19 protein-coding genes are annotated in these 20,442 nt (G+C 67.4%); 6 read left to right on the top strand and 13 right to left on the bottom strand.

From position 1 onward, the window contains the following. Window position 1: 1 nt before the first annotated feature. The 7 genes from hfq to dusB form a co-directional block, all read right to left on the bottom strand. Window positions 2-250, bottom strand: a complete 249-nt coding sequence (gene hfq / locus FCU40_RS11020) for an RNA chaperone Hfq (RefSeq protein WP_004615405.1) — start codon at window positions 248-250, stop codon at window positions 2-4. Window positions 251-406: 156 nt separating this feature from the next. Next, complete coding sequence (locus FCU40_RS11015) at window positions 407-1,270, bottom strand: D-amino-acid transaminase (protein WP_168074888.1); 864 nt, start codon at window positions 1,268-1,270, stop codon at window positions 407-409. Further along, window positions 1,271-2,659, bottom strand: a complete 1,389-nt coding sequence (gene ntrX, locus FCU40_RS11010; RefSeq protein ID WP_004615407.1) for a nitrogen assimilation response regulator NtrX — start codon at window positions 2,657-2,659, stop codon at window positions 1,271-1,273. Beyond that, window positions 2,656-4,917: a PAS domain-containing sensor histidine kinase gene (locus FCU40_RS11005; protein ID WP_168074886.1), complete on the bottom strand. Its 2,262-nt coding sequence runs from the start codon at window positions 4,915-4,917 to the stop codon at window positions 2,656-2,658. The genes ntrX and FCU40_RS11005 overlap by 4 nt, the downstream gene beginning before the upstream one ends. Before the next feature lie 70 nt (window positions 4,918-4,987). Next, window positions 4,988-6,409, bottom strand: a complete 1,422-nt coding sequence (locus FCU40_RS11000) for a sigma 54-interacting transcriptional regulator (RefSeq protein ID WP_004615410.1) — start codon at window positions 6,407-6,409, stop codon at window positions 4,988-4,990. 2 nt (window positions 6,410-6,411) lie between these two features. After that, window positions 6,412-7,524, bottom strand: a complete 1,113-nt coding sequence (locus FCU40_RS10995; RefSeq protein WP_168074884.1) for a nitrogen regulation protein NR(II) — start codon at window positions 7,522-7,524, stop codon at window positions 6,412-6,414. Next, the gene (dusB, locus tag FCU40_RS10990) at window positions 7,521-8,528 is read right to left on the bottom strand and encodes a tRNA dihydrouridine synthase DusB (protein WP_168074882.1); all 1,008 of its coding nucleotides are present in this window, start codon (window positions 8,526-8,528) and stop codon (window positions 7,521-7,523) included. Before dusB ends, FCU40_RS10995 begins: the two co-directional genes overlap by 4 nt. 174 nt (window positions 8,529-8,702) lie before the next feature. Here dusB and FCU40_RS10985 point away from each other — a divergent pair, with 174 nt between their 5' ends. From FCU40_RS10985 to FCU40_RS10975, 3 genes are read left to right on the top strand one after another with little or no spacing between them, the layout of a single operon-like run. Next, the gene (locus tag FCU40_RS10985) at window positions 8,703-9,851 is read left to right on the top strand and encodes a bifunctional 2-C-methyl-D-erythritol 4-phosphate cytidylyltransferase/2-C-methyl-D-erythritol 2,4-cyclodiphosphate synthase (protein WP_168074880.1); all 1,149 of its coding nucleotides are present in this window, start codon (window positions 8,703-8,705) and stop codon (window positions 9,849-9,851) included. 39 nt (window positions 9,852-9,890) lie between these two features. Then, window positions 9,891-10,382: a CinA family protein gene (locus FCU40_RS10980; RefSeq protein WP_004615415.1), complete on the top strand. Its 492-nt coding sequence runs from the start codon at window positions 9,891-9,893 to the stop codon at window positions 10,380-10,382. Next, entirely contained in the window at window positions 10,382-11,500 is a 1,119-nt protein-coding gene (locus tag FCU40_RS10975) for an FUSC family protein (RefSeq protein ID WP_168074878.1), read from the top strand. Before FCU40_RS10980 ends, FCU40_RS10975 begins: the two co-directional genes overlap by 1 nt. On the opposite strand, the gene FCU40_RS10970 is transcribed toward FCU40_RS10975, so the two are convergent. Continuing rightward, a complete protein-coding gene (locus tag FCU40_RS10970; RefSeq protein WP_168074876.1) occupies window positions 11,497-11,949 on the bottom strand; it encodes a type II toxin-antitoxin system RatA family toxin in 453 nt (150 codons plus the stop codon). The genes FCU40_RS10975 and FCU40_RS10970 overlap by 4 nt on opposite strands. 4 nt (window positions 11,950-11,953) lie before the next feature. Continuing rightward, window positions 11,954-12,931 carry a lipoyl synthase gene (lipA, locus tag FCU40_RS10965; RefSeq protein WP_168074874.1) on the bottom strand — a complete coding sequence of 326 codons (978 nt, stop codon included), beginning with the start codon at window positions 12,929-12,931 and terminating at the stop codon, window positions 11,954-11,956. A gap of 83 nt (window positions 12,932-13,014) precedes the next feature. On the opposite strand from lipA, the gene FCU40_RS10960 reads away from it, so the two are divergent. The 3 genes from FCU40_RS10960 (at window position 13,015) to FCU40_RS10950 (ending at window position 16,167) form a co-directional block, all read left to right on the top strand. Beyond that, a complete protein-coding gene (locus tag FCU40_RS10960) occupies window positions 13,015-14,064 on the top strand; it encodes an alpha/beta hydrolase (RefSeq protein WP_168074872.1) in 1,050 nt (349 codons plus the stop codon). Between the two features lie 105 nt (window positions 14,065-14,169). Beyond that, window positions 14,170-15,723 (top strand): AMP-binding protein, encoded by a 1,554-nt coding sequence (locus FCU40_RS10955; RefSeq protein ID WP_168074870.1) that lies wholly within the window; start codon window positions 14,170-14,172, stop codon window positions 15,721-15,723. 48 nt (window positions 15,724-15,771) lie between these two features. Continuing rightward, window positions 15,772-16,167, top strand: a complete 396-nt coding sequence (locus FCU40_RS10950) for a DoxX family protein (protein WP_168074869.1) — start codon at window positions 15,772-15,774, stop codon at window positions 16,165-16,167. Here the strand turns inward: FCU40_RS10950 and FCU40_RS10945 are convergent. From FCU40_RS10945 to FCU40_RS10930, 4 genes are all read right to left on the bottom strand, one after another. After that, a complete protein-coding gene (locus FCU40_RS10945; protein ID WP_168074868.1) occupies window positions 16,164-17,624 on the bottom strand; it encodes a DUF6880 family protein in 1,461 nt (486 codons plus the stop codon). The genes FCU40_RS10950 and FCU40_RS10945 overlap by 4 nt on opposite strands. Before the next feature lie 18 nt (window positions 17,625-17,642). Next, window positions 17,643-19,043 (bottom strand): dihydrolipoyl dehydrogenase, encoded by a 1,401-nt coding sequence (gene lpdA, locus FCU40_RS10940; RefSeq protein ID WP_168074867.1) that lies wholly within the window; start codon window positions 19,041-19,043, stop codon window positions 17,643-17,645. Window positions 19,044-19,127: 84 nt separating this feature from the next. Continuing rightward, on the bottom strand, window positions 19,128-19,604 hold the full coding sequence (locus FCU40_RS10935) for a glutathione peroxidase (RefSeq protein ID WP_004615424.1): 477 nt from the start codon (window positions 19,602-19,604) through the stop codon (window positions 19,128-19,130). 22 nt (window positions 19,605-19,626) lie between these two features. Next, a partial coding sequence (locus FCU40_RS10930; protein WP_175582073.1) for a 2-oxo acid dehydrogenase subunit E2 occupies window positions 19,627-20,442 on the bottom strand: 816 nt, incomplete at its 5' end.

The raw sequence follows: 20,442 nt of genomic DNA, 5'->3' as shown, positions 1-20,442 counted from the left end.
ATCAGTCGTCGGAGTCGGCGCTGGGCTCGTACAGCTGGACGGGCTGGGCCGGCATGATGGTGGAAATGGCGTGCTTGTAGACCAGTTGCGACTGGCCGTCGCGACGCAGAAGGACGCAGAAATTGTCGAACCAGCTGACCACGCCTTGCAGCTTGACGCCGTTGACGAGGAAGATGGTGAGCGGCGTCTTCGACTTGCGCACGCTGTTCAGGAAGGTGTCCTGAAGGTTTTGTTTCTTTTCGGTCGACATCGGGGGTTCCCCTCTCGTTGTTCACGGAGGGCAACACGCCCCCCACACAAACACGGCCATGCTAGAGGATTTTCCGCCGAAAGCGACACGGCCTCGGCGAAAAATTCCACATGGTCGCCCGGTCCGAAGCGCGCCTGACTGGAATTCGCTCCGACCTCAGACGGCTTTTTCTCGCGCGCGCTCAATATAGAGACGCCGAAGCCGGCTCGCCACCTCGCCCGGCTTCCCGTCGCCCAACTTAACGCCATCGACCTGCACGATCGGAGTGATCAGGGACCCGGCGCCCGAGATGAAGGCCTCCTTGGCCTGCTGCGCCTCGGCGATCGTGAAGGGCTTTTCGCTGAACGGCACGCCGCTTTCGCGGATCACCTCCAGCAGGGTCGAGCGCGTCACGCCCCTCAGGATGTTGGCGTTGGTGTCGCGGGTGCGCAGCACGCCGTCGGCGTCGACGATCCAGGCGTTCGAGGACGCGCCCTCCGTCACCAGGCCCATGTCGTCGACGAACCACGCCTCGACGGCGCCGCGTTCGCGCGCGGCCTGCTTGGCGAGCGCGTTGGGCAGAAGGCCGATCGACTTGATGTCGCAACGCGCCCAACGGGTCTCCGGAACCGAGATCACCGAGGCGCCGACCAAGGCCTTGGCGTCGGCGGCGGCGCGATCGACGGACTTGGCGGTGATCACCACGGCGGGCGGGACGGGCGGGTTCGGGAAAGCGTGGTCGCGCCTGGCCACGCCGCGGGTGACCTGCAGGTAGCATAGGCCGTTGCGGACCTTGTTGCGCCGGACGGCTTCGCGCAGCACGAGCAGTAGCGAGGCCTCGGTCATCGGATGGGCGATGCGCAGTTCGTCCAGGCTGCGCCACAGCCGCTTGAAGTGCCCCTCGGCGTCGGCCAGCTTGCCGTTCATCACGGCCCAGACCTCGTAGACGCCGTCGGCCAGCTGATACCCGCGATCCTCGATATGGACGGCGGCCTCGCGGTGACGCAAGAACCGGCCGTTCACATAGGCAAAACGCGACATCTACTCTTCCTCTTCCGCTCGGGCGCCGGCGACGCCCAGGGATTTCAGCTTTCTATGCAGCGCCGAGCGCTCCATGCCGATGAAGTTGGCGGTGCGCGAGATATTGCCGCCGAACCGCAGGATCTGCGCGTTCAGATACTCGCGCTCGAACAGCTCGCGCGCCTCGCGCAGCGGCAGGGCGATGATCCGTTCGGCTCCGATCGCGCCGGCGTTGCCCGCGCTGGGCTGGTCGGCCCCGGACAGCATCTCGGCGGTGATCACCTCACCCGGCTCGCCCGAGGCCAGGATCAGCATCCGCTCGACGTTGTTGCGCAGCTGGCGGACATTGCCGGGCCAGGTCTGCACCTGCAGCGTCGCCAACGCGTCCTCGCCCAGGCGGCGGCGCGGCAAGCCGGTCGCTTCGCTGATCCGCTCGACGAAGTAGTTGATCAGCTCCGGAATGTCCTCGCGCCGCTCCGCCAGGCCCGGGACGCGCACGGGCACCACGTTCAGGCGATGGAACAGGTCCTCGCGGAAGCGGCCCGCCGCGATCTCGTCGCGCAGGTCGCGGGAGCTGGACGAGATGACCCGCACGTCGACCTGGACGTCGCTGTCGCCGCCGACGCGGCGGAAGCGTTGCTCGACGAGAACCCGCAGGATGCGGCCTTGCGTCTCGCGCGGCATGTCGGCCACTTCGTCGAGATACAGCGTGCCGCCGTGCGCCCGCTCGAACACGCCGATCTTGCGCGGCCGTCCGCCCTCGCCTTCCTCGCCGAACAGTTCGACATCCAGGCGCTCCGGCGCCATGCCGGCGGCGCTGACCGCGACGAACTCCTGGCGGGCGCGGGTGCTGGCCCCATGGATCAAGCGCGCGACCAGCTCCTTGCCCGATCCCGGCGGCCCCGAGACGAGCACGCGGCTGTTAGCCGGCGCGACCTTGAGGATCAGTTGACGCAGCGCCTGGGCGGGGGCGGACTTGCCGATCAGGCCGTCCGGAGCCAGGGTCTGAGCCCGCAGTCGGCGGTTCTCGCGACGCAGGCCCGCCGCCTCCAGCGCGCGTTCGACGACCAGCAGCAGGCGGTCCGACTTGAAGGGCTTTTCTAGGAACTCGTAAGCGCCGCGCTTGATGGCGCTGACGGCGGTTTCGATATTGCCGTGGCCCGAGATCATGATCACCGGCAGGTCGGCGTCCAGCGACTTGACCATGTCCAGCAGTTCGAGGCCGTCCATGCCGCCGCCCTGCATCCAGATGTCCAGAACCAAGAGGGCGGGCTTGCGGGCCCGAATGGCGGCCAGGGCCTGGTCGGAATCGGCGGCCGTGCGCACCGCGTAACCTTCATCCTCCAGGATGCCGGCCACAAGTTCGCGGATGTCGGCCTCGTCATCCACCACAAGAACGTCGGCGCTCATATCATCTCCTCAACGCCACTCTGGTCCGTGACATGACTGGGCGTCGCGGCGGTCAGCCGCGCGGTCGCCGGAAATTTCAGGATCACGCGCGCGCCGGGCGGTTCGCGCGCGTCGGTGAGGACCAGGCCGCCGCCGTGGTCCTCCATGATCCGCTTGACGATGGCCAGGCCCAGGCCCGTGCCCTTTTCGCGGGTGGTCACATAGGGTTCGGTCAGACGATCGCGGTCCTTGGCGGGGAGACCCACACCGTTGTCCTCGATGATTACGCACAAATCCTCCGCGTCGGAGGTCAGAGTCGCGGTGATCCGGCCGCGCAAGTCCGGCTCGGCGAGGCGACGCGCGCCCACCGCCTCGCCGGCGTTCTTCAGAACATTGGTCAGCACCTGGCCGATCATCCGCGCGTCGCTAGTGATCCAGATATCTTCGCCGCCGGGCTCATCGAGCTTCACCTCGATCTCGACGTCCTGGAAACGCTGGGCGAAGACCGCCTGGCGCAACATCTCGGTCAGATTGGCCGCTTCAAAGCGCGGGGCCGGCATCCTGGCGAAGGATGAGAACTCGTCGACCATTCGACCGATATCGCCCACCTGCCGGATGATGGTGTCGGTGCAACGATCGAAGGTCTCCAGGTCGCTGGCGATTTCCTTGCGGTACTTGCGGCGTAGCCGTTCGGCCGAAAGCTGAATGGGAGTCAGCGGATTCTTGATCTCGTGCGCGATACGGCGCGCGACGTCCTTCCACGCGGCGTTGCGCTGGGCGGCGACCAGACGGGTGATGTCGTCGAACGTCAGGACCAGGCCCTGCGCCACGTGGCCCGCCGCGCGCACCCGAAGACGGCGCGTCTCGCCGTCGCGATTCAGGTCGATCTCGACATCGGTTTCGGGACGGCTCTCCGCCAAAGCGGTCATCACCGCTTCGAACTCGGGCGCCAGTTCGATGAGATCGACGCCGAGGGCGTTTTCCGGCAGGCCCAGCAAGGCGACCGCGCGGCGATTGACGGCGGAAACCTTGCCGCGCTCGTCCAGGCTGACCACGCCAGCGCTGACGCCTGAAAGGACGGTCTCGATGAACTGCCGGCGGCTCTCGGCGTCCAGGCTGGCGGTTCGCAGCGCCGCCTGCTGGAGCTGAAGCTCGCTAGTCATCATGTTGAAGGCGTTCGACAGCGCGCGGATTTCCTCGGGGCCCGCGTCCGCGCCGACCCGCGCGTTGAGGTCGCCGCCGGAAACACGTCCGGCCGCCTCGACTAGATCGGCTACCGGGCCGGCGATCGAGTTGGCGGCCGCGATGCCGACCCAGATCGCCGCCACCAGAACCAGCAACGCCGTTTCCAGATAGCTGAGGCCGAAGATCGCCTGAATTCGGCCCCGGCTGCGCTCGGCGTCCCGGTAGGCAACCAGGGCGTCCTGGGTTTCGATCAGGTGGGTCAGGATGCCCTTTTCGATCGGGCGGACCACATAGAGGTAGCCGTCCGGAAAGGCTTTCAGCTTGTAGAGCGCCCGGAAGAGGTCGGTCGAGATGAAGCGCTGTGCGCTAACCTCGCCGCCGTCGGTGCCTTCGTAACTCGAGGGCGGCGGTGCCAGGAACGGCGGCGCGTCCGGCGCCTCGGCGCGCGCCAGGATGCGGCCGTCGCGGTCCAGCACATAGGCGGCCGAAAAGCCGTTGTCCTCGGTTAGACCCGCCAGGAAGTGGCCGAAGGCCACCGGCGATTGTGACAGCGCCGGCGCGGCCTGGTTGAGGCCGGTGGCCATCGGACCGATGTGCTCGGAGATGTAGTTCTTCTGCTGCTCGACATAGGAGTTGGCCACCTTGGCCGAATTGCCGACCACGGTCTGGACGCGCTGGCTGAACCAGCCGTCCACGCCTCGGTTGACCAGCACGCCGAAGAACAGCGCCACGATCACGGCCGGCGCCACGGCCGCCAGCGAGAACAGGCCCACGAAACGCAGGTGAAGGCGCGCGCCGGCGTCGCTGGCCCGGGCGTCGATCAGATCGTAGAGGCGCAGGCCCACGACCGTGGCCACGCCCAGGATCAGGACCAGATTGAAGCCCAGCACCACCAGGATGACCGTGCTGGCCGTGCTGATCGAGTCGGTCCGGGGCGGCGAGGACGCCAGGGCGACGCCGGCGACGGTGAGAATCACCGCCAGGGCGTAGCCGCCGCCGACCAGATAGCGCGACCGCAGAAGCTCCCGCCACCAGGCCCGGCTGAACCGGGTCGGCGGGTTCTCCGATCCCGTCGCGTAAGCCACTGAAGACATCGTCGCGGAGTTTAGGAGCGTGTGTCCTAAATTCAACAGCTATGTGCCGCGAAAGCTTCAGCGGACGACGTTAGCGGCGACCGCGGGTCATCTCCACGCCCAGGTCCTGGATCTTCTTGCGCAGGGTGTTGCGATTCAGACCGAGAATTTCCGCCGCGCGAACCTGATTGCCGCGCGTCGCCGAGAGGGTCAGCTGGATCAGCGGACGCTCGACCTCTTCCAGGATCCTGTCATAGAGACCGGGCGGGGGCACGCCGTCGGGCTGGTCGGCGAAGTGCGAGGCCAGGTGGCGCTCCACCAGCGTCGACAGCGTGACAGGCCCCTCCTCCGACCGCACGGCCGGAGCGTGGTCCTGCAGCTCTCGATCGACGATGCGGGCGGTGATCAGCTCTTCGGCGTAGAGGGCGCACATCCGGCGCATCAGGTTTTCCAGCTCGCGGACATTGCCGGGCCAGGGGTGGCTCTTGAGCCGGTCCAGAGCGCTCTGATCGATCGTCTTGGCCGGAAGCCCCTCCCGGGCGGCGCGCAGCAGGAAGGTGCGGGCCAGGTCCGGAATATCCTCGGCGCGGTCGCGCAAAGGCGGCAGGCGCACCGGCGCGACGTTCAGGCGGAAGAACAAGTCCTCGCGGAACAGACCTTGCTGGATCAGGCCGCGTAGGTCGCGATTGGTGGCGGCGATGATCCGCACGTTCGGCCGCCGGCCAGTCTTGGGATTGATCACCGGCTCGGTGCCGTCGATCACGCGCAGCAGACGGGTCTGGGCGTCCAGCGGCATATCGCCGATCTCGTCCAGGAACAGGGTGCCGCCGTCCGCCTCGACCAGACGGCCATTGTCGCCCTCGCCGCGGCCGAAGAGTTCCGCCTCGACCCGCTCGCGGGGCACGGCGGCCAGGTTGATGACCACGAACTTGCCGTCCCGGCGGCGCCCCAGCTCGTGCAGGGCGCGGGCGACCAGTTCCTTGCCGGTACCGCTTTCGCCGAGGATCAGCACGGTCAGATCCGCGCCGACCAAACGGGCGATCGTGCGGTAAACCTCCTGCATCGGGGCGGAGCGCCCGATCAGCGGCAAGCGCTCGTCGCGCATCGCGCGGGCCTGGGCCTTGGAGGCCTCGGCGTCGGCCGGGCGCGACAGGGCGCGGCGCGCGGCTGCGGTGACGTCATCGAGATCGAAGGGCTTGGAGACATATTCGAACGCGCCCGCGTCGGCGGCGTTGACAGCCGTCAGCAGGGTGTTCTGGGCGCTCATCACGATGATCGGCAGTTTGGGCCGCTCCTTGCGGATACGCGGCAGCACGTCGAATACGTTCTCGTCGGGCATCATCACGTCGGTGACGACGAGATCGCCCTCCCCATCGGTGACCCACTTGAGCAGGGTCGTGGCGTTGCCGGTGGCGCGAACCTGGTAGCCGAGGCGGGTGAAGGCCTGGCTGAGCACCAGGCGGACCGAGCTATCGTCGTCGGCGATCAGGATCTTCTTGCTCGCGGCGTTCATGCTCAGGCGTCTCCGGCGGTTTCAGGGGCGACCGGCAGGCGCACGCGGAAAACCGTGCGGCCGGGCTCGGACTCGAAGTCGATCAGACCGCCGTGGGCGGTGACGAGCTTGGTGACCAGGGCCAGGCCAAGGCCGGTGCCATTGGCCTTGGTGGTCACGAAGGGTTGGAACAGGTGGTCGCGCAAGGTCGGCGGCACCCCGGGTCCATTGTCGATCACCTTGACCTCGATCGGGGCGCCGCTGGCGGCCTTGCCGTCGGCTCCGCGCACCCGCACGCCCGGGCGCCAAGCGGTGTGGATCGAGATCTGGCCGCGATCGTCGCCGCGCATGTGCGCGGCCTCGGCGGCGTTCTTGGTCAGGTTCAGGAAGATCTGGATCAGGTGGTCTTCGTCGCCCCAGACCGGCGGCAGAGAGGGATCGTAGCTTTCCTTCAAGGCCAGACCGTCGGCCACGCCATTGGCGACCAGGGCCCGGACACGGTCCAGAACCTGGTGGATATTGACAGGCTCGCGTGGCGTCGGGACCTCGTCGGAAAAAGCCTCCATGCGGTCGACCAGCCGGCGAATGCGGTCGGTCTCGTCGACGATCAGCTGGGCCAAGGGCTGGTCGACCGCGCTGGCGCCGGTCTTCAGCAGCTGAGCCGCGCCGCGAATGCCCGCCAGCGGGTTCTTGATCTCGTGAGCCAGCATCTTGCCAAGGCCCACGACCGAGCGAAGGCCGGCGGCGTCCGCGCCGCGATCGACGCCCAGCACGCCCTTGACGTGCAGGGTCAGCAGCACCGAGCCGTCGCCCAGGGGCGCGGCGGCGCCGTCGGCCTCGAACGGCGGCTGGCCGAACAGATTGACCTCGACCCCGTGCTCACGGACCAGAGCGCCCTCCGAGATCGCGCGATCCAGCAAAGAGACAAGCACGGAACCCGGCGGCAAGGCGGCGCGGAAACGGCCGCGCGCCAGAAGCGACAAGCCGTGCCCGAACAACGCCTCCGCGGCCTCGTTGACCGCCACCAGCCCGCCATCCCGGTCCACGACCAGGGCCGGCTCGGGACTGAGATCGAAGGCGGCCGCCTTCAGGGTTTCCGGGGCGACTCCGCCCAGAACGCGGGCTCTGTCGGTCATGCGGCTAACCTCCCGCCCGCCAGCCACAGGTCGCGCAGGGCGATCTCGACGGCGGCGGGATCTTCAAGTCGGCACAGGCTCGCGCGAGCGGCCCGCCGCGCTTCCGCCGTCTCCGGCCAGGGCGCGGCCTCGATGTACGAGGCCAGGTGCTTGCGGAACATCTTCAGGCCCAGCCGCTCGCCGTAGAACGACAGGCTGCGGCGGAAATGGGTAAGCGCGATGGCCAAGCGCTCCTCGGCGCCGGGCTCGGCGAAGCCCCTCCCCTCGAGCGCGGCCTCGATGGCGCCCGCGATCCATGGCCGACCATAGACGCCTCGGCCGATCATCACGCCATCGGCGCCGGACTGGTCGAGGGCTTGGCGGGCGCTGTCCCCATCCACGATATCGCCGTTGACCAGGACAGGCACCGTCACGGCCTTCTTGACGGACGCCACGGCGCTCCAGTCGGCCACGCCCTTGTAGAACTGGTTGCGCGTGCGACCATGAACCGTAATCGCCTTGGCACCAACGGCCTCGGCCCGGGCGGCGATCTCGGGCGCGTTGAGGCTGGCCTCGTCCCAGCCCAGACGCATCTTCACGGTCACCGGGATGTCGACCGCATCGACGGCGGCGGCGACCAGCGCCTCGGCCAGATAGGGTTCGCGCATCAGGGCCGAGCCGCAGGCCGCGCCGGCGGCGACTTCCTTGGCGGGGCAGCCGAAATTCAGATCGACGATGTCGGCGCCGGCGTCCTGGGCCATGCGCGCGCCCTGCGCCATGAAGGCGATGTCCCGGCCGACCAGTTGGATCACCGTCAGCGGCATCCCGTCACCGACCGCCGCGCGGCGCACGACATCGGGACGCCCCTTCGCGAACTCCGCGCTGGCGACCATTTCCGTGGCCACATAGGGCGCGCCAAGCGCCGTGGCCGTTTCTCTGAAAGGCAGGTCGGAGACGCCGGTCATGGGCGCGATCCACACCCGACCAGGAACCTCCACACCACCAATCTCGAGCTTGTTGCTCATTTTTCAATCATCCCCGAAGCTTTCTTTTTAGGCATATTGTGCGGCGCAGTAAAGCCCGCATCGGCAAGGACATACCCGTTTATGACAATGGGGTGATGTCGCGCTGTCCCGGAGGATCATGGCTCCCCCAGGTCGGGCTATGGACAAGCGCGATGACCGGACTAAACAGCCGCCATGACCTTTTCCGCCGTGATCGTCGCCGCCGGCTCGGGAACTCGCGCCGGTCCAGGCATGGCCAAGCAATGGCGCGTGGTCGCGGGCAAGCCGGTGCTGCGCTGGTCCGTCGAGGCCTTCCTGGCGGCCGGCGCCGCCGAGATCGTGATCGTCACGACCGAGGACGGCGAAAAGGCTCTAGAAAACGTGCTGAGCGGCCTGTCTGGATGGAAGCCCGCGCGCGGCGGCGCGACTCGGGCGCTTTCGGTGCGGTCGGGTCTCGCCGCCCTCGCCCATCGCTCCGAGGATGAGCCGGTGCTGATTCATGACGCCGCCCGGCCGTTCCTGACCCTCGCCACGATCGAGGGCGTGCTGAACAGGCTGGAGACCGCCGACGCGGTTCTGCCCGCTCTTCCGGTCGCCGACACGCTGAAGCGCGCCGAGCCCGGTCAAAATCCCACGACGACCTCGCGCGACCATCTCTGGCGCGCCCAGACACCCCAGGCTGCTCGCCGCAACACGCTGATCGCCGCCTATGCGGCCTGGTCCGACGGGGAGCCCACCGATGACGCCCAGGTGGTGGAGGCGGCCGGCGGTCGCGTCGCCTTGGCGCCGGGCGATCCGCTTCTGATGAAACTGACCTATCCCGAGGATTTCGCCATGGCCGAACGGCTCGCCGGCGCCACGCGCGTCACCCGCGTCGGCCAAGGATTCGACGCTCACCGCTGGGGGCCGGGCGAAGAGGTCTGGCTGTGCGGGGTGGCCATCAAGCACGACGAGACCCTGATCGGCCACTCGGACGCCGACGCGGGACTACACGCCCTGACCGACGCCCTTCTGGGCGCGATCGGCGAAGGCGATATCGGCGACCACTTCCCGCCCACCGATCCGAAGTGGAAGGGCGCGGCCTCGGACCAATTCCTGAAACACGCCGCTGAGCTGGTCGCGGCCAAGGGTGGAGCGATCGTCAATGTTGACGTGACGCTGATCTGCGAGCGCCCCAAGATCAAACCGCACCGTCAGGCGATGCGCGAGCGACTGGCCGAGCTCCTGGCGCTGCCGATCGACCGCGTCAGCGTCAAGGCGACCACGACCGAGAAGATGGGCTTCACCGGCCGGGGCGAAGGCCTCGCCGCCTCGGCGGTCGTGGCCGTCGAGACGCCGGCCTGAACCGTCTAAGAAGCTAGCGCCAAGAATTCGGAGGCCCGCATGTTTCCCCTGGAAATCCAGACCCTGGCCCGACTGTTGATCGACGAGGCGCGCGGCAAGTCATTACGCGTGGTGGCCGCCGAGAGCTGCACCGGCGGCTTGGTCGCCGGGGCGATCTGCTCGATCTCTGGCGCGTCCGACATCTTCGAGCGTGGCTTCGTCACCTACACCAACCGGGCCAAGTCCGAGATGCTGGGCGTGCCGGGCGACCTGATCGCCGATCACGGCGCGGTGTCCGAACCGGTGGCGCGGATGATGGCGGAAGGCGCCCTGCGCGAGAGTCATGGACATGTCGCCGTGGCCATCACCGGGATCGCCGGCCCGGGCGGGGGCACGCCGATGAAGCCCGTTGGCACCGTCCACTTCGCCGTGGCGCGCGCGAACCGCTCGGTCGTCCACCGCCACGAACGGTTCGACGGCGAGACTCGCGAAGCGGTACAGTTGGCGGCGGTGCGCACGGCCTTGGAAATGCTCCGCGAGGCCATCGCCTGATGCCTGAGACCGAGCCCAGCGACTGGCGACGCTTCACGGGCGTCAACCTCTCGCAGAGGGCGTTGAAGGCCGCGGCCGCGCGCAAGACAGAGATTCGCCATGCCATTCGCGTCTCGGCCGCCGTTGGCGCGGCCTTCGCCTTGGCCACCCTGCTGCGCCTGCCCCAAGGCTACTGGGCGGTGTTCACCGCCGTCATCGTGGTCCAGTCCAGTCTCGGCGCGACCATCACCGCCTCGATTGAACGCTTCATGGGCACGGTTGTCGGGGCTCTGGCCGGCGCGGTCGCCGCCTATCTTCACGTCCGTTGGCCCGAGTTCGGCGGCCTGATCCTCTGCGCCACCGTGGCGCTGCTTTCGCTTGTGGTCTCGATGCGGCCTTCATTGAAGGTGGCGCCCGTAACCGCGGTGATCATGCTGATCGGCAACACGACGACGCATCTGTCGCCCCTTGTCGCGGCGGGGTTCCGCATCGCGGAGATCACCGTGGGCAGCATCGTCGGCGTCGCCGCCACCCTACTGATCTTTCCCGCCCGAGCCGGCGCTTCGGTGATCACCGGCGTCCAGACGATCACCGACCTGCAGGCTCGCCTGCTGGAGGGTTACGTCATGACGCTGCGCGGAAAGCCCGAGCCCACCGATCCGTTGAAGGCGCAGGACGATCTGCGCGCCGCCCTCGGCAAGCTGCAGACGGCCATGACCGAAGCCGATCGCGAAAGCGCGACAAGGCTTAGCGATCGATCCGTGTCGGACGCCCTGCCCCGCACGCTCTGGCGCTTGCGCAACGACACGGTGATGATCGGCAGAACCCTGCGCCAGCCCTTGCCCGCGCCGGATCTCGCGCCGGCCGCCGCCGACATGCTTGAGGCGAGCGCCCGCTTCCTGCGCGCCACCGCCGCCCTGCTGGCCAGCGGCGCGCGTCCGGACCGTGTCGCCTTCGCCCAGGCGCATCAGACCTTTCAGACTTGCGTCGAAGGTCTGCGCCAAAAGGGTGTGACTCGAGAACTGGGGTTCGACGAGGCCGCGCGCGTGTTTGGCCTGGTCTTCGCGATCGAGAACCTGTTCGGCAACCTCGGCGACTTTCAGGAACGGATCGAGGAAACCGTAGCGAAGAAGGATTAGGCTTTCGCGCCGTAGATCTGCCTCGCCCGATCCTCGAAGCAGGCGATCAGCTTATTGGCCGCCTTGTCGATATTGGCGGCGAGCATCGCGTCCAGCAGCGGCGATTTGAACGCGAAGTCGATGACGAACTCGACGCGCGTCGTCTCCCCCTCGGGAACGAACCGCCATCCGTTCGCCAACGCCTTGAAGGGACCGTAGAGCAGGCTGACGTCGATGCTCAGCGCGTCGCGGTCACGTCGGACTCGCGTGGCGAATTTCTCGCGTAGGAACGAAAACCCGACCTGGGCCTCGGCGTCGACCGTGCTGACCGCGCCATCGACACGGGCGTTCCAGGTGCGCATCCCGGTGATCCAGGGCACGAACCTTGGATAGGCCTCGACATCGCCGACTAGGTCGAACAGTTGCTCGGGCGCGTAAGGCAGCGCGCGCGTCACGGCGTGGCGGTGCAAGCCTTTAGGCCTCGCGGCTGTCAAGCGCCTGGCGGGCGGCCCGCAGCTTGGCGAAGTCGTCGCCGGCGTGGTGCGACGAGCGGGTCAGCGGGCTGGCCGAAACCATCAGGAAGCCCTTGGCGCGAGCGATCGCTTCGTAGGCCTGGAACTCTTCCGGCGTCACGAAGCGCTCGACGGCCGCGTGCTTGCGAGTCGGCTGCAGATATTGGCCGATGGTGATGAAATCGACGCCGGCCGAGCGCATGTCATCCATCACCTGCATGACCTCTTCCTTGGTCTCGCCAAGGCCGACCATCAGGCCGGACTTGGTGAACTGGGAGGGGTCGCGTTGCTTCACACGGTCGAGTAGGCGCAGGGAGTTGTAGTAGCGGGCGCCGGGACGGATCTTGAGATAGAGGCGCGGCACGGTCTCGAGATTGTGGTTGAAGACGTCCGGCTTGGAGTCGATCACCACGGTCTCAGCGCCGTCCTTGCGCAGGAAGTCGGGCGTCAGGATCTCGATGGTCGTGCCGGGCGCGGCCGACCGGATCGCGGTGACGACCTCGGCGAAGTGCCGGGCGCCGCCGTCCAGCAGATCGTCGCGGTCCACCGAGGTGATGACCACGTGCTTGAGGCCCATCTTGGCGACGGCCTCGGCCACGCGGCGCGGCTCATCGGGATCCAGCTGGGTGGGCAGGCCGGTGGTGACGTTGCAGAAGGCACAGGCGCGCGTACAGATATCGCCCATGATCATCATGGTTGCGTGCTTCTGGCTCCAGCACTCGCCGATGTTCGGACAGGCCGCCTCCTCGCAGACCGTGTGCAGCTTGTGCTCGCGCACGATGCCCTTGGTCTCGTTGTACTGGCCCGAGCCGGGCGCTCGCACGCGCAGCCATTCAGGCTTGCGGAGCACCGGCGTGTCGGGGCGGTTCTGCTTTTCCGGGTGACGCACCGTCCGGGCTTCCGGACCGCGCGCCTTGAGGGTGTCGATCACCGTGGCCATGGCGCCTAAATCGGTCTTCTTGCGCTCCGGATCAAGCGCTCGATCTTGCTTAAGGTCGAGATGCGCGAAATGAGTGGCCGGGTATGCGTCGCCGCCTTCTCGCCATCGCGCTCGCCCTGACCGTTTCCGCCTGCGGAGATGGAACCTCGCGCGCGCCCTTCGCCGACACCCGAACGCCGCCAGCGCTGGGGGTTCGTTTCTATCCGCCGCAGGGCTGGGCTTGGGGTTTCCTGCGCGTCGGCGAAGGCCTCACGCAACGCTATGGCGTGGCCGCGCCGCCCGTGGCCCCGAAGGCGACGATCCTGATCCTGACCGGCTATGGCGAAAGCGCCGAGACGTGGTTCGAGACGATCGAAGACCTGGTCGGCCAGGGCTTCACGGTCTGGGCGCTTGAGCGTCAGGGCCAGGGCGGCTCCGAACGCGCCACGCCTTGGCGCGATCTGGGCCACGCCGACAGTTTCGACCCCGATATCGGCGCGGTTCGCGCGATGGTCCAGGGGGTGATCCGTCCCAAGGGCGATATCCCCTTGATCGTTCTCGGCCACTCGGAGGGCGGACTGATCGCCTTGCGCGCGGCCGAGACCGGTCTTCCCATGGACGGCCTGATCCTGTCCTCGCCGGCCCTTGGCTTGACCGCCTTGCCCCGCTCGCGCGCCGACTTCGCCCGGTTCACGCCCGCCATGCGAGCCCTGCGGCTGGGCTGGATCAGAACGCCCGATCAGCCCCGTTGGCGACGCGACGGCCCGGACGGCTTTCAGCTGGGACTGACCCACGACGCCGAACGGGGCCGCGTGCGAGACGCCTGGATGCTGGCCAATCCCGACCTGCGCATGGGCGGGCGCAGCCTCGGCTGGTTCGCGGCCTTCTTCGACGCCTCCGAAGCCGCCGCTCGCGACGCGCGCAAGGTCGGCGTTCCGGTGTTGATGCTTGACGCCGGCCGCGACCGCGCTGTCACCGAGGCGCCCCAGACCCGTCTTTGCATCGCGCTGCCCGCTTGTCAGGAGACCCGCTTCACCGGCGCGGGACACGATCTTCATATGGAATCGGACGCCATTCGCGGTCCCTGGCTGGCCGCGATCATCGGCTTCACCCGCGCTCGCATCGACGCCAAGACGTCCCGGCGCAAGGGTTGAACCTCACACTTTGTGACTCTTTCTTGCAAAACCGGACCTTCCCCGGCAGTCTCGGCGTTTAACGAACGAAAGCGAACCGTCGCTTTTCGGGGAGGTTTCGCCGGGATGCCGGTAGCTTTTGACGTGCGGAATGGCCAGAAGGCCCTGTTCGACGCCCTTATCGATGCTCGCGACAAGTATGGCGCCAAGAAGCCGATCCTGGAGGACCAGGATCGCACCCCCCTGACCTATACGGACCTTATCCGCGCCAGCTTCGCTTTGGGTCGCAAGATCGCGGCCATCACCGAGCCGGGCGAGCACGTGGGCGTTCTGCTGCCCTCGGGCGCGGGCTCGGTGGTGACCTTCTTCGCCCTGCACGCCTTCGGCCGCGTGCCGACCATGCTGAACTTCACTGCGGGCTTGCGGAACATAAAGGCCGCCTGTCGGCTCGCCCGCGTCAAGCGCGTGCTGACGGCCCACAAGTTCATCGAACTCGGCAAGCTGCACGACATCGTCGACGCCGTGGGCGAGACGGCGGAAGTGACTTATCTGGAAGACGTGCGCGCCACGATCGGCTTGAAGGACAAGCTGTTCGCCGCGGCCGCCGGCTTCTTTCCGCGCCGGTTTCGCGCTCACGCCAAGCCTTCGGATCCCGGTGTCGTGCTGTTCACCTCGGGCAGCTTCGGCGCGCCGCGCGGCGTGGTCCTGAGTCAGGAGAACCTGGTCCAGAACGCCATGCAGGTGGCCGCGCACATCGCGCTGAATCCCGACTGGGTGATGTTCAACCCGTTGCCGGTGTTCCACTGCTTTGGCCTCACCGGCGGGGTGATCCTACCGATCCTGACCGGCATGAAAGCGTTCCAGTATCCCTCGCCGCTTCACACCAAGCAGATTCCGCCGCTGATCAAGGACAGCAAGGCCTCGATCCTGCTGGCCACCGATACGTTCGTGAACCAGTACGCGCGCGCCGCCGAGACCGACGAGCTGTCGGGTCTGGAGTTCATCGTCTGCGGCGCCGAGAAGGTGCGCGACGAGACCCACGCCCTGCTCCGCGAGCGCTTCAATGGCGTTCCGGTGCTGGAGGGCTACGGCGCCACCGAGGCTTCGCCGGTCATCGCGGTCAACAAGCCTCTCGACAACCGTCCAGGCACCGTGGGCGGTCTTCTTCCCGGTCAGGACGTGCGGATCGAGCCCGTCGAGGGTATCGCCGAGGGCGGCCGCTTCTTCGTTCGCGGCCCCAACATCATGTCCGGCTATCTGCGCGAGGACGGCGGCGTCGACGCGCCGGAGGGCGGCTGGCACGACACCGGCGACGTGATCACGATGACCGACGACCAGTGGATCACCATCAAGGGACGCGTGAAGCGGTTCGCCAAGATCGGCGGCGAGATGGTCTCTCTGACCGCCGCGGAGGACTTGGCGTCGGCGGTGTGGCCCGATGGCCGACACGCCGTCATTTCGATGCCCGACAAGAAGAAGGGCGAGAAGCTGATCCTTGTCACCGACCGTCCCGACGCCGACGTGGCCCCGCTGGTCGCTCATGCCCAGACGATCGGCGCTCCAGAACTGGCGGTGCCGCGCAAGATTCTGAAAGTGCAGGAAGTGCCGGTGCTCGGCAGCGGCAAGACCGACTATGTCGCCATCCAGCGCATGGCCGAGACCGACACCAGAGCGGCGTGACGAATCCGCCCTCCAAGCGTTCAACGAACGTCGCCAACGGAGGAAGGAATGGAACGTCTTATCGTATGGTCGCCCCGCGTCCTCAGCGTGTTGCGGATCATCACCGCCCTGCTCTTCATGGAGCATGGGCTGATGAAGCTGTTGCATTTCCCCGCCGCGCAACCCGGCGCCCCGGACCCGCTGCCGCCGTTGCTGCTAGTGGCGGCCTGGCTTGAGATTATCGGCGGCGCCCTGCTCACGGTCGGCCTGTTCACCCGACCGGTGGCGTTCGTCCTGTCGGGCCAGATGGCGGTCGCCTATTTCCTGGCGCACGGGAGCAAGGGTTTCTGGCCGGCTCTGAACGGCGGCGAAGCGGCGATCCTGTTCTGCTTCGTCTTCCTTTATCTGGTGTTCCAAGGCCCCGGGGAATGGAGCCTGGACGCCCAGGTGCGCAAACGCCCCTAAAAGGTCGCTCCCAGGGCTTCAAGCTCGGCGACGAACCCCCGCTTGCGGCCATGCAGCGCGCGCAGGTCCGCGACAAAGGCCGCGTGATCGGGATACTCGCCGTGGTCGCCGATCATCGCCGCGAGCGACTCCGCTTCTAGCAATTGACGCGCGGCCTCTGCGTAGCGTGTCGCGACGCCGTAGGTCAGCACGTACTGGATCGAGGCCCGCAGCAACAGGGTGGCGGCCAGGGGGTGGCCCCCTTCCAGCCGGCGGGCGGCCTCGGCGATCAGGGTGTCGTCCGAACCGTTGATCTCGCCAGAGCGGGAAAGCACCAGCCGCGCGGCGGCCGGGAGATCGGGCCAGGAGACCAGGAAGGCTAGCGCCGCATCGAAACGCGGGAAGCGCTTGGCCACCGCCTTGGCTTGGTCCTCGGCCTCGACGTCGTCGAAGTCCGGCAAGCCTTTCAGATAGGCGCGCAGGCGGGCGATCGACAGCGTCGCCTCGAAGTCCGCCCAGCGGCGCTTTTGGGCTTCCTCGTGGTGCCCCGTGGCGTCGAGCGCCTCCAGCATGACGTCTTCCCAGGCCGCGCGCTCCTCGACGGCGCTCTGGTGGCGTCCCCGTTGCGCGCTGGGCGCGCCGGCTTGCAGGGTGGCAAGGGCGTCCTCCGCCCTGTCCGCCGCCAGCAAGCGCCTGGCGATTTCGGCGGAGACCAGCGGCGTGCGGCGAAGCTCCGGCGAGAAGGTGGCCTCGAAGGCGTCGACATCGCCGCTCGCGTCGGCCAGACGGCGCAGGGCGTCCTTGAAGATCGCGCCCTGGGCGTCGAAGAGGTGCGTTGAGCGGGTCGAGCGCGCGGCGAGCAGCTTCTCCAGCGTCTCGCGCAGATACGCCTGCCCCCTGGCGCCCAGCGCCGGCGTCAGGGCGTTCACCAGCGGACCGAACTGGGCGTAGTCGTCGCGGCGAAGAAGTCTCGCGGTTCGGTCCGCCAACGCGATAGGATCCGGCATGGCCTTGGCGGCGATCGCGCCGACGCTGTCACGGGCGGCGAGGAAAACATCGCCGATGGGGCCTTCGGCCTGGCTGAGACGGTCCAAGGTCGGCGTCGCCAGATCCAGAAGATCCAGCATCAGATCGAGCGCGGCGGTCGGCTCATCCTCCGCCAGCCGCTCGATCATCCGACGGTGCAGATCAAGGTCCTTGGCGAAGGCGGCGCGCTTGCGCCAGTGGATCCGCGACGAAGACTTGCCAATCGTCGCGAGGCGTTTTGAAATCTCAAGCGCCAGCCCCTCGGCGCTCGACTCAGCGAACAGTTCCAGCCGCAGCACGCGCTTGACGTGGCTGTCGCTGGAAAGGTCGAGCAGGATGGCGGCGAGGCGCTCGGGACCCAGGTCAGCCAGATTGGCCTCCGAAAGGGTCGTCTTCGATCCCTTCCGAGCCTTCGACTTCTCACCCGTTGTCGCGGCGGCCTTGCGCGCCATCCAGACTCCCTAGCTGCCTTAGATGTGCAGCACGCGGCCGTAGGCGTCCAGAGCGGCTTCGTGCATGGCCTCCGACATGGTCGGGTGGGCGTAGACGATGCCGTGCAGGTCTTCCTCGGTGGCTTCCAGCGTGATCGCGGTGACGAAACCCTGGATCATCTCGGTCACTTCGTGGCCGATCATGTGCGCGCCGATCAGGGCGCCGGTCTTGGCGTCGAACACCGTCTTGACGAAGCCCTCGACCTCGCCCGCGGCCACGGCCTTGCCATTGACGCGGAACGGGAAGCGGCCCGCCTTGACCTCGATGCCGGCTGCCTTGGCGCTGGCTTCCGTGTAGCCCACCGAGGCGACCTGGGGATTGGCGTAGGTGCAGCCCGGGATCGGCGAGTGAACGTTCGGGGTATTGTAGCCCGCGATGGCCTCGGCGGCGTGGATCCCCTCGTGGCTGGCCTTGTGGGCGAGCCACGGACCGCCAGCGATGTCGCCGATGGCGTAGAGGCCGGGGACGTTGGTGCGGCAGTGCTTGTCGGTGACGACATGACCGCGATCCAGGTTCACGCCCAACGCTTCGAGGCCATCGTTGTTCGGCGCGATGCCGACGGCGACGATGCACTTCTCGGCGGTCAGTTGCTCGATCTTGCCGCCAGCTTCGACGGTGACGGCAACACCGTCCTTGGTCTTCTCGATCTTGCCGACCTTGGCGCCGATGCGGAACTTTATGCCGCGCTTCTCGAACGCCTTCTGGGCGGCCTTGGAGACCTCTTCGTCCTCGACCGGCATGATGCGGTCGATGGCTTCGACGACGGTCACCTCGGCGCCCAGCGCGCGGTAAAAGCTGGCGAACTCGATGCCGATGGCGCCCGAGCCAATCACGACCAGCGACTTGGGCATGGTCTTCGGCGCCAGGGCGTCGCGATACGTCCAGATCTTGTCGCCGTCGGAGACCGCGCCGATGGCCGGGATCTCGCGCGCGCGGGCGCCGCTGGCCAGGATCACGTTCTTGGCCTGCACCGTGCGGCTGCCGCCGGCCTTGAGGGCGATGACCAGTTTCGGCGCCGGATTGCCCTTCTCGAGCTTGGCCTCGCCCTCGATGACCTCGATCTTGTGCTTCTTCATCAGGAAGGCGATGCCGCCCGACATCTGCTTGGCGACGCCGCGCGAGCGCTCGATGATCTTCGTGAAGTCGAACGAGGCCTTTTCGACCGACAGGCCGTAGCCGGACAGGTGCGAGAGCTGCTCGTAGATCTCGCCGGACTTCAGCAGGGCCTTGGTCGGGATGCAGCCCCAGTTCAAACAGATGCCGCCCAGGTTCTCACGCTCGACGATGGCCGTCTTCAGGCCCAGCTGGCTGGCGCGGATCGCGGCCACGTAGCCGCCAGGACCGGCGCCGATGACGACGACATCGAATTCCGTGGACATGGTGTTCTTACCCTAGCTTGGGCGCGGGTCCGGGGGAGCGGAGCCGCACCGGTCGACCGGTTCGCGAACCGGTCTGGGAGAAATCTAAAGCAGCGCCTCGACCGCGACCTTCAGGTCCTCGGGCTTCACGGTCGGCGCGAACCGCTCGACGACCTGGCCATCCTTGCCGATCAGGAACTTGGTGAAATTCCACTTGATCGCCTCGGTGCCCAAGAGGCCCTTCTGTTCCTTCTTGAGGAAGCGGTAGAGCGGATGGGCGTCGGCGCCGTTGACGTCGATCTTGCTCATCACCGGGAAGGTCACGTCGTAGGTCAACGAGCAGAAGTTCGCGATCTCCTCGGCGTTTCCCGGCTCCTGAGCGCCGAACTGGTTGCAGGGAAAGGCCAGGACCGTGAAGCCACGATCCTTGTAGGCCTTGTAGAGCGCCTCCAGGCCCTCGTACTGCGGCGTGAACCCGCACTTGCTGGCGGTGTTCACGATCAGCAGCACTTGCCCGCGATAGTCGGCCAGGCTCACGTCCTGGCCGTCCAGCGTCTTGGCCGAATAGTCGTAGACCGACATGGTGACCCTCCCCGCTTCCCGGTTAAACGATCAGGGTCAGCGGCTCTTCGATCAGCGGCTTGAAGGCCGCCAGGAACTTGGCGCCGATAGCCCCGTCGACCACGCGGTGGTCGCAGGTCAAGGTCACGGTCATCACGGTCGCGACAGCCAACTGGCCGTTCTTGACCACCGGGCGCTGCTCGCCGGCCCCGACGCTCATGATCGCGCCCTGAGGCTCGTTGATGATCGACGAGAACGCCTTGATGCCGAACATGCCCAGGTTGGAGACCGAGAAGGTGCCGCCCTGGAATTCCTCGGGCTTCAGCTTCTTGGCCTTGGCGCGGGTGGCCAGGTCCTTCATCTCGGTCGAGATCTGGGCCAGGCCCTTGGTCTCGGCGGCGCGGATGATCGGGGTGATCAGGCCGCCGTCGATCGCCACGGCCACGGCGATATCGGCGTGCTTATGCATGGCGATGCCTTCGGGCGTGTAGCTGGCGTTGGCCTCCGGCACCTGCTTCAAGGCCACGGCGGCGGCCTTGATGACGATGTCGTTGACCGAGACCTTGACGCCCTGCTTTTCCAGCAGCCCGTTGATCTTGGTCCGAGCGGCCAGCAGCGTGTCGATCTCGATGTCGATCGTCAGCGGGAAATGCGGCACGTCGCGGAAGCTGTCGGTCAGGCGACGCGCGATCGTCTTGCGCATACCGTCCAGCGGGACGAGGTCGTAGGAGCCGGCGGGAATGCCCATCTGCTCCAGCGACAGGGCCTTGCGCGGCTCGGCGGCAGCCGGGGCGACGGTGGTCGCCGCCGGAGCGGCCTTGGCGGCGGGCGCGCCCGACTTGGCGGCTTCGACGTCGGA

Origin of the sequence: Caulobacter sp. SSI4214 (genome assembly GCF_012184455.1) — a bacterium.
In the GTDB taxonomy this organism is placed as follows: domain Bacteria; phylum Pseudomonadota; class Alphaproteobacteria; order Caulobacterales; family Caulobacteraceae; genus Caulobacter; species Caulobacter vibrioides_E.
The sequence above is the reverse complement of the archived record's forward strand: the minus strand, read 5'-3'. Positions and strand labels throughout refer to the sequence as shown.

Coding starts and splice junctions, on each gene's coding strand:
- hfq (WP_004615405.1), bottom strand. CDS start 250: ATGTCGACCGAAAAGAAACAAAACCTTCAGGACACCTTCCTGAACAGC.
- FCU40_RS11015 (WP_168074888.1), bottom strand. CDS start 1,270: ATGTCGCGTTTTGCCTATGTGAACGGCCGGTTCTTGCGTCACCGCGAG.
- ntrX (WP_004615407.1), bottom strand. CDS start 2,659: ATGAGCGCCGACGTTCTTGTGGTGGATGACGAGGCCGACATCCGCGAA.
- FCU40_RS11005 (WP_168074886.1), bottom strand. CDS start 4,917: ATGTCTTCAGTGGCTTACGCGACGGGATCGGAGAACCCGCCGACCCGG.
- FCU40_RS11000 (WP_004615410.1), bottom strand. CDS start 6,409: ATGAACGCCGCGAGCAAGAAGATCCTGATCGCCGACGACGATAGCTCG.
- FCU40_RS10995 (WP_168074884.1), bottom strand. CDS start 7,524: ATGACCGACAGAGCCCGCGTTCTGGGCGGAGTCGCCCCGGAAACCCTG.
- dusB (WP_168074882.1), bottom strand. CDS start 8,528: ATGAGCAACAAGCTCGAGATTGGTGGTGTGGAGGTTCCTGGTCGGGTG.
- FCU40_RS10985 (WP_168074880.1), top strand. CDS start 8,703: ATGACCTTTTCCGCCGTGATCGTCGCCGCCGGCTCGGGAACTCGCGCC.
- FCU40_RS10980 (WP_004615415.1), top strand. CDS start 9,891: ATGTTTCCCCTGGAAATCCAGACCCTGGCCCGACTGTTGATCGACGAG.
- FCU40_RS10975 (WP_168074878.1), top strand. CDS start 10,382: ATGCCTGAGACCGAGCCCAGCGACTGGCGACGCTTCACGGGCGTCAAC.
- lipA (WP_168074874.1), bottom strand. CDS start 12,931: ATGGCCACGGTGATCGACACCCTCAAGGCGCGCGGTCCGGAAGCCCGG.
- FCU40_RS10960 (WP_168074872.1), top strand. CDS start 13,015: ATGCGTCGCCGCCTTCTCGCCATCGCGCTCGCCCTGACCGTTTCCGCC.
- FCU40_RS10955 (WP_168074870.1), top strand. CDS start 14,170: ATGCCGGTAGCTTTTGACGTGCGGAATGGCCAGAAGGCCCTGTTCGAC.
- FCU40_RS10950 (WP_168074869.1), top strand. CDS start 15,772: ATGGAACGTCTTATCGTATGGTCGCCCCGCGTCCTCAGCGTGTTGCGG.
- FCU40_RS10945 (WP_168074868.1), bottom strand. CDS start 17,624: ATGGCGCGCAAGGCCGCCGCGACAACGGGTGAGAAGTCGAAGGCTCGG.
- lpdA (WP_168074867.1), bottom strand. CDS start 19,043: ATGTCCACGGAATTCGATGTCGTCGTCATCGGCGCCGGTCCTGGCGGC.
- FCU40_RS10935 (WP_004615424.1), bottom strand. CDS start 19,604: ATGTCGGTCTACGACTATTCGGCCAAGACGCTGGACGGCCAGGACGTG.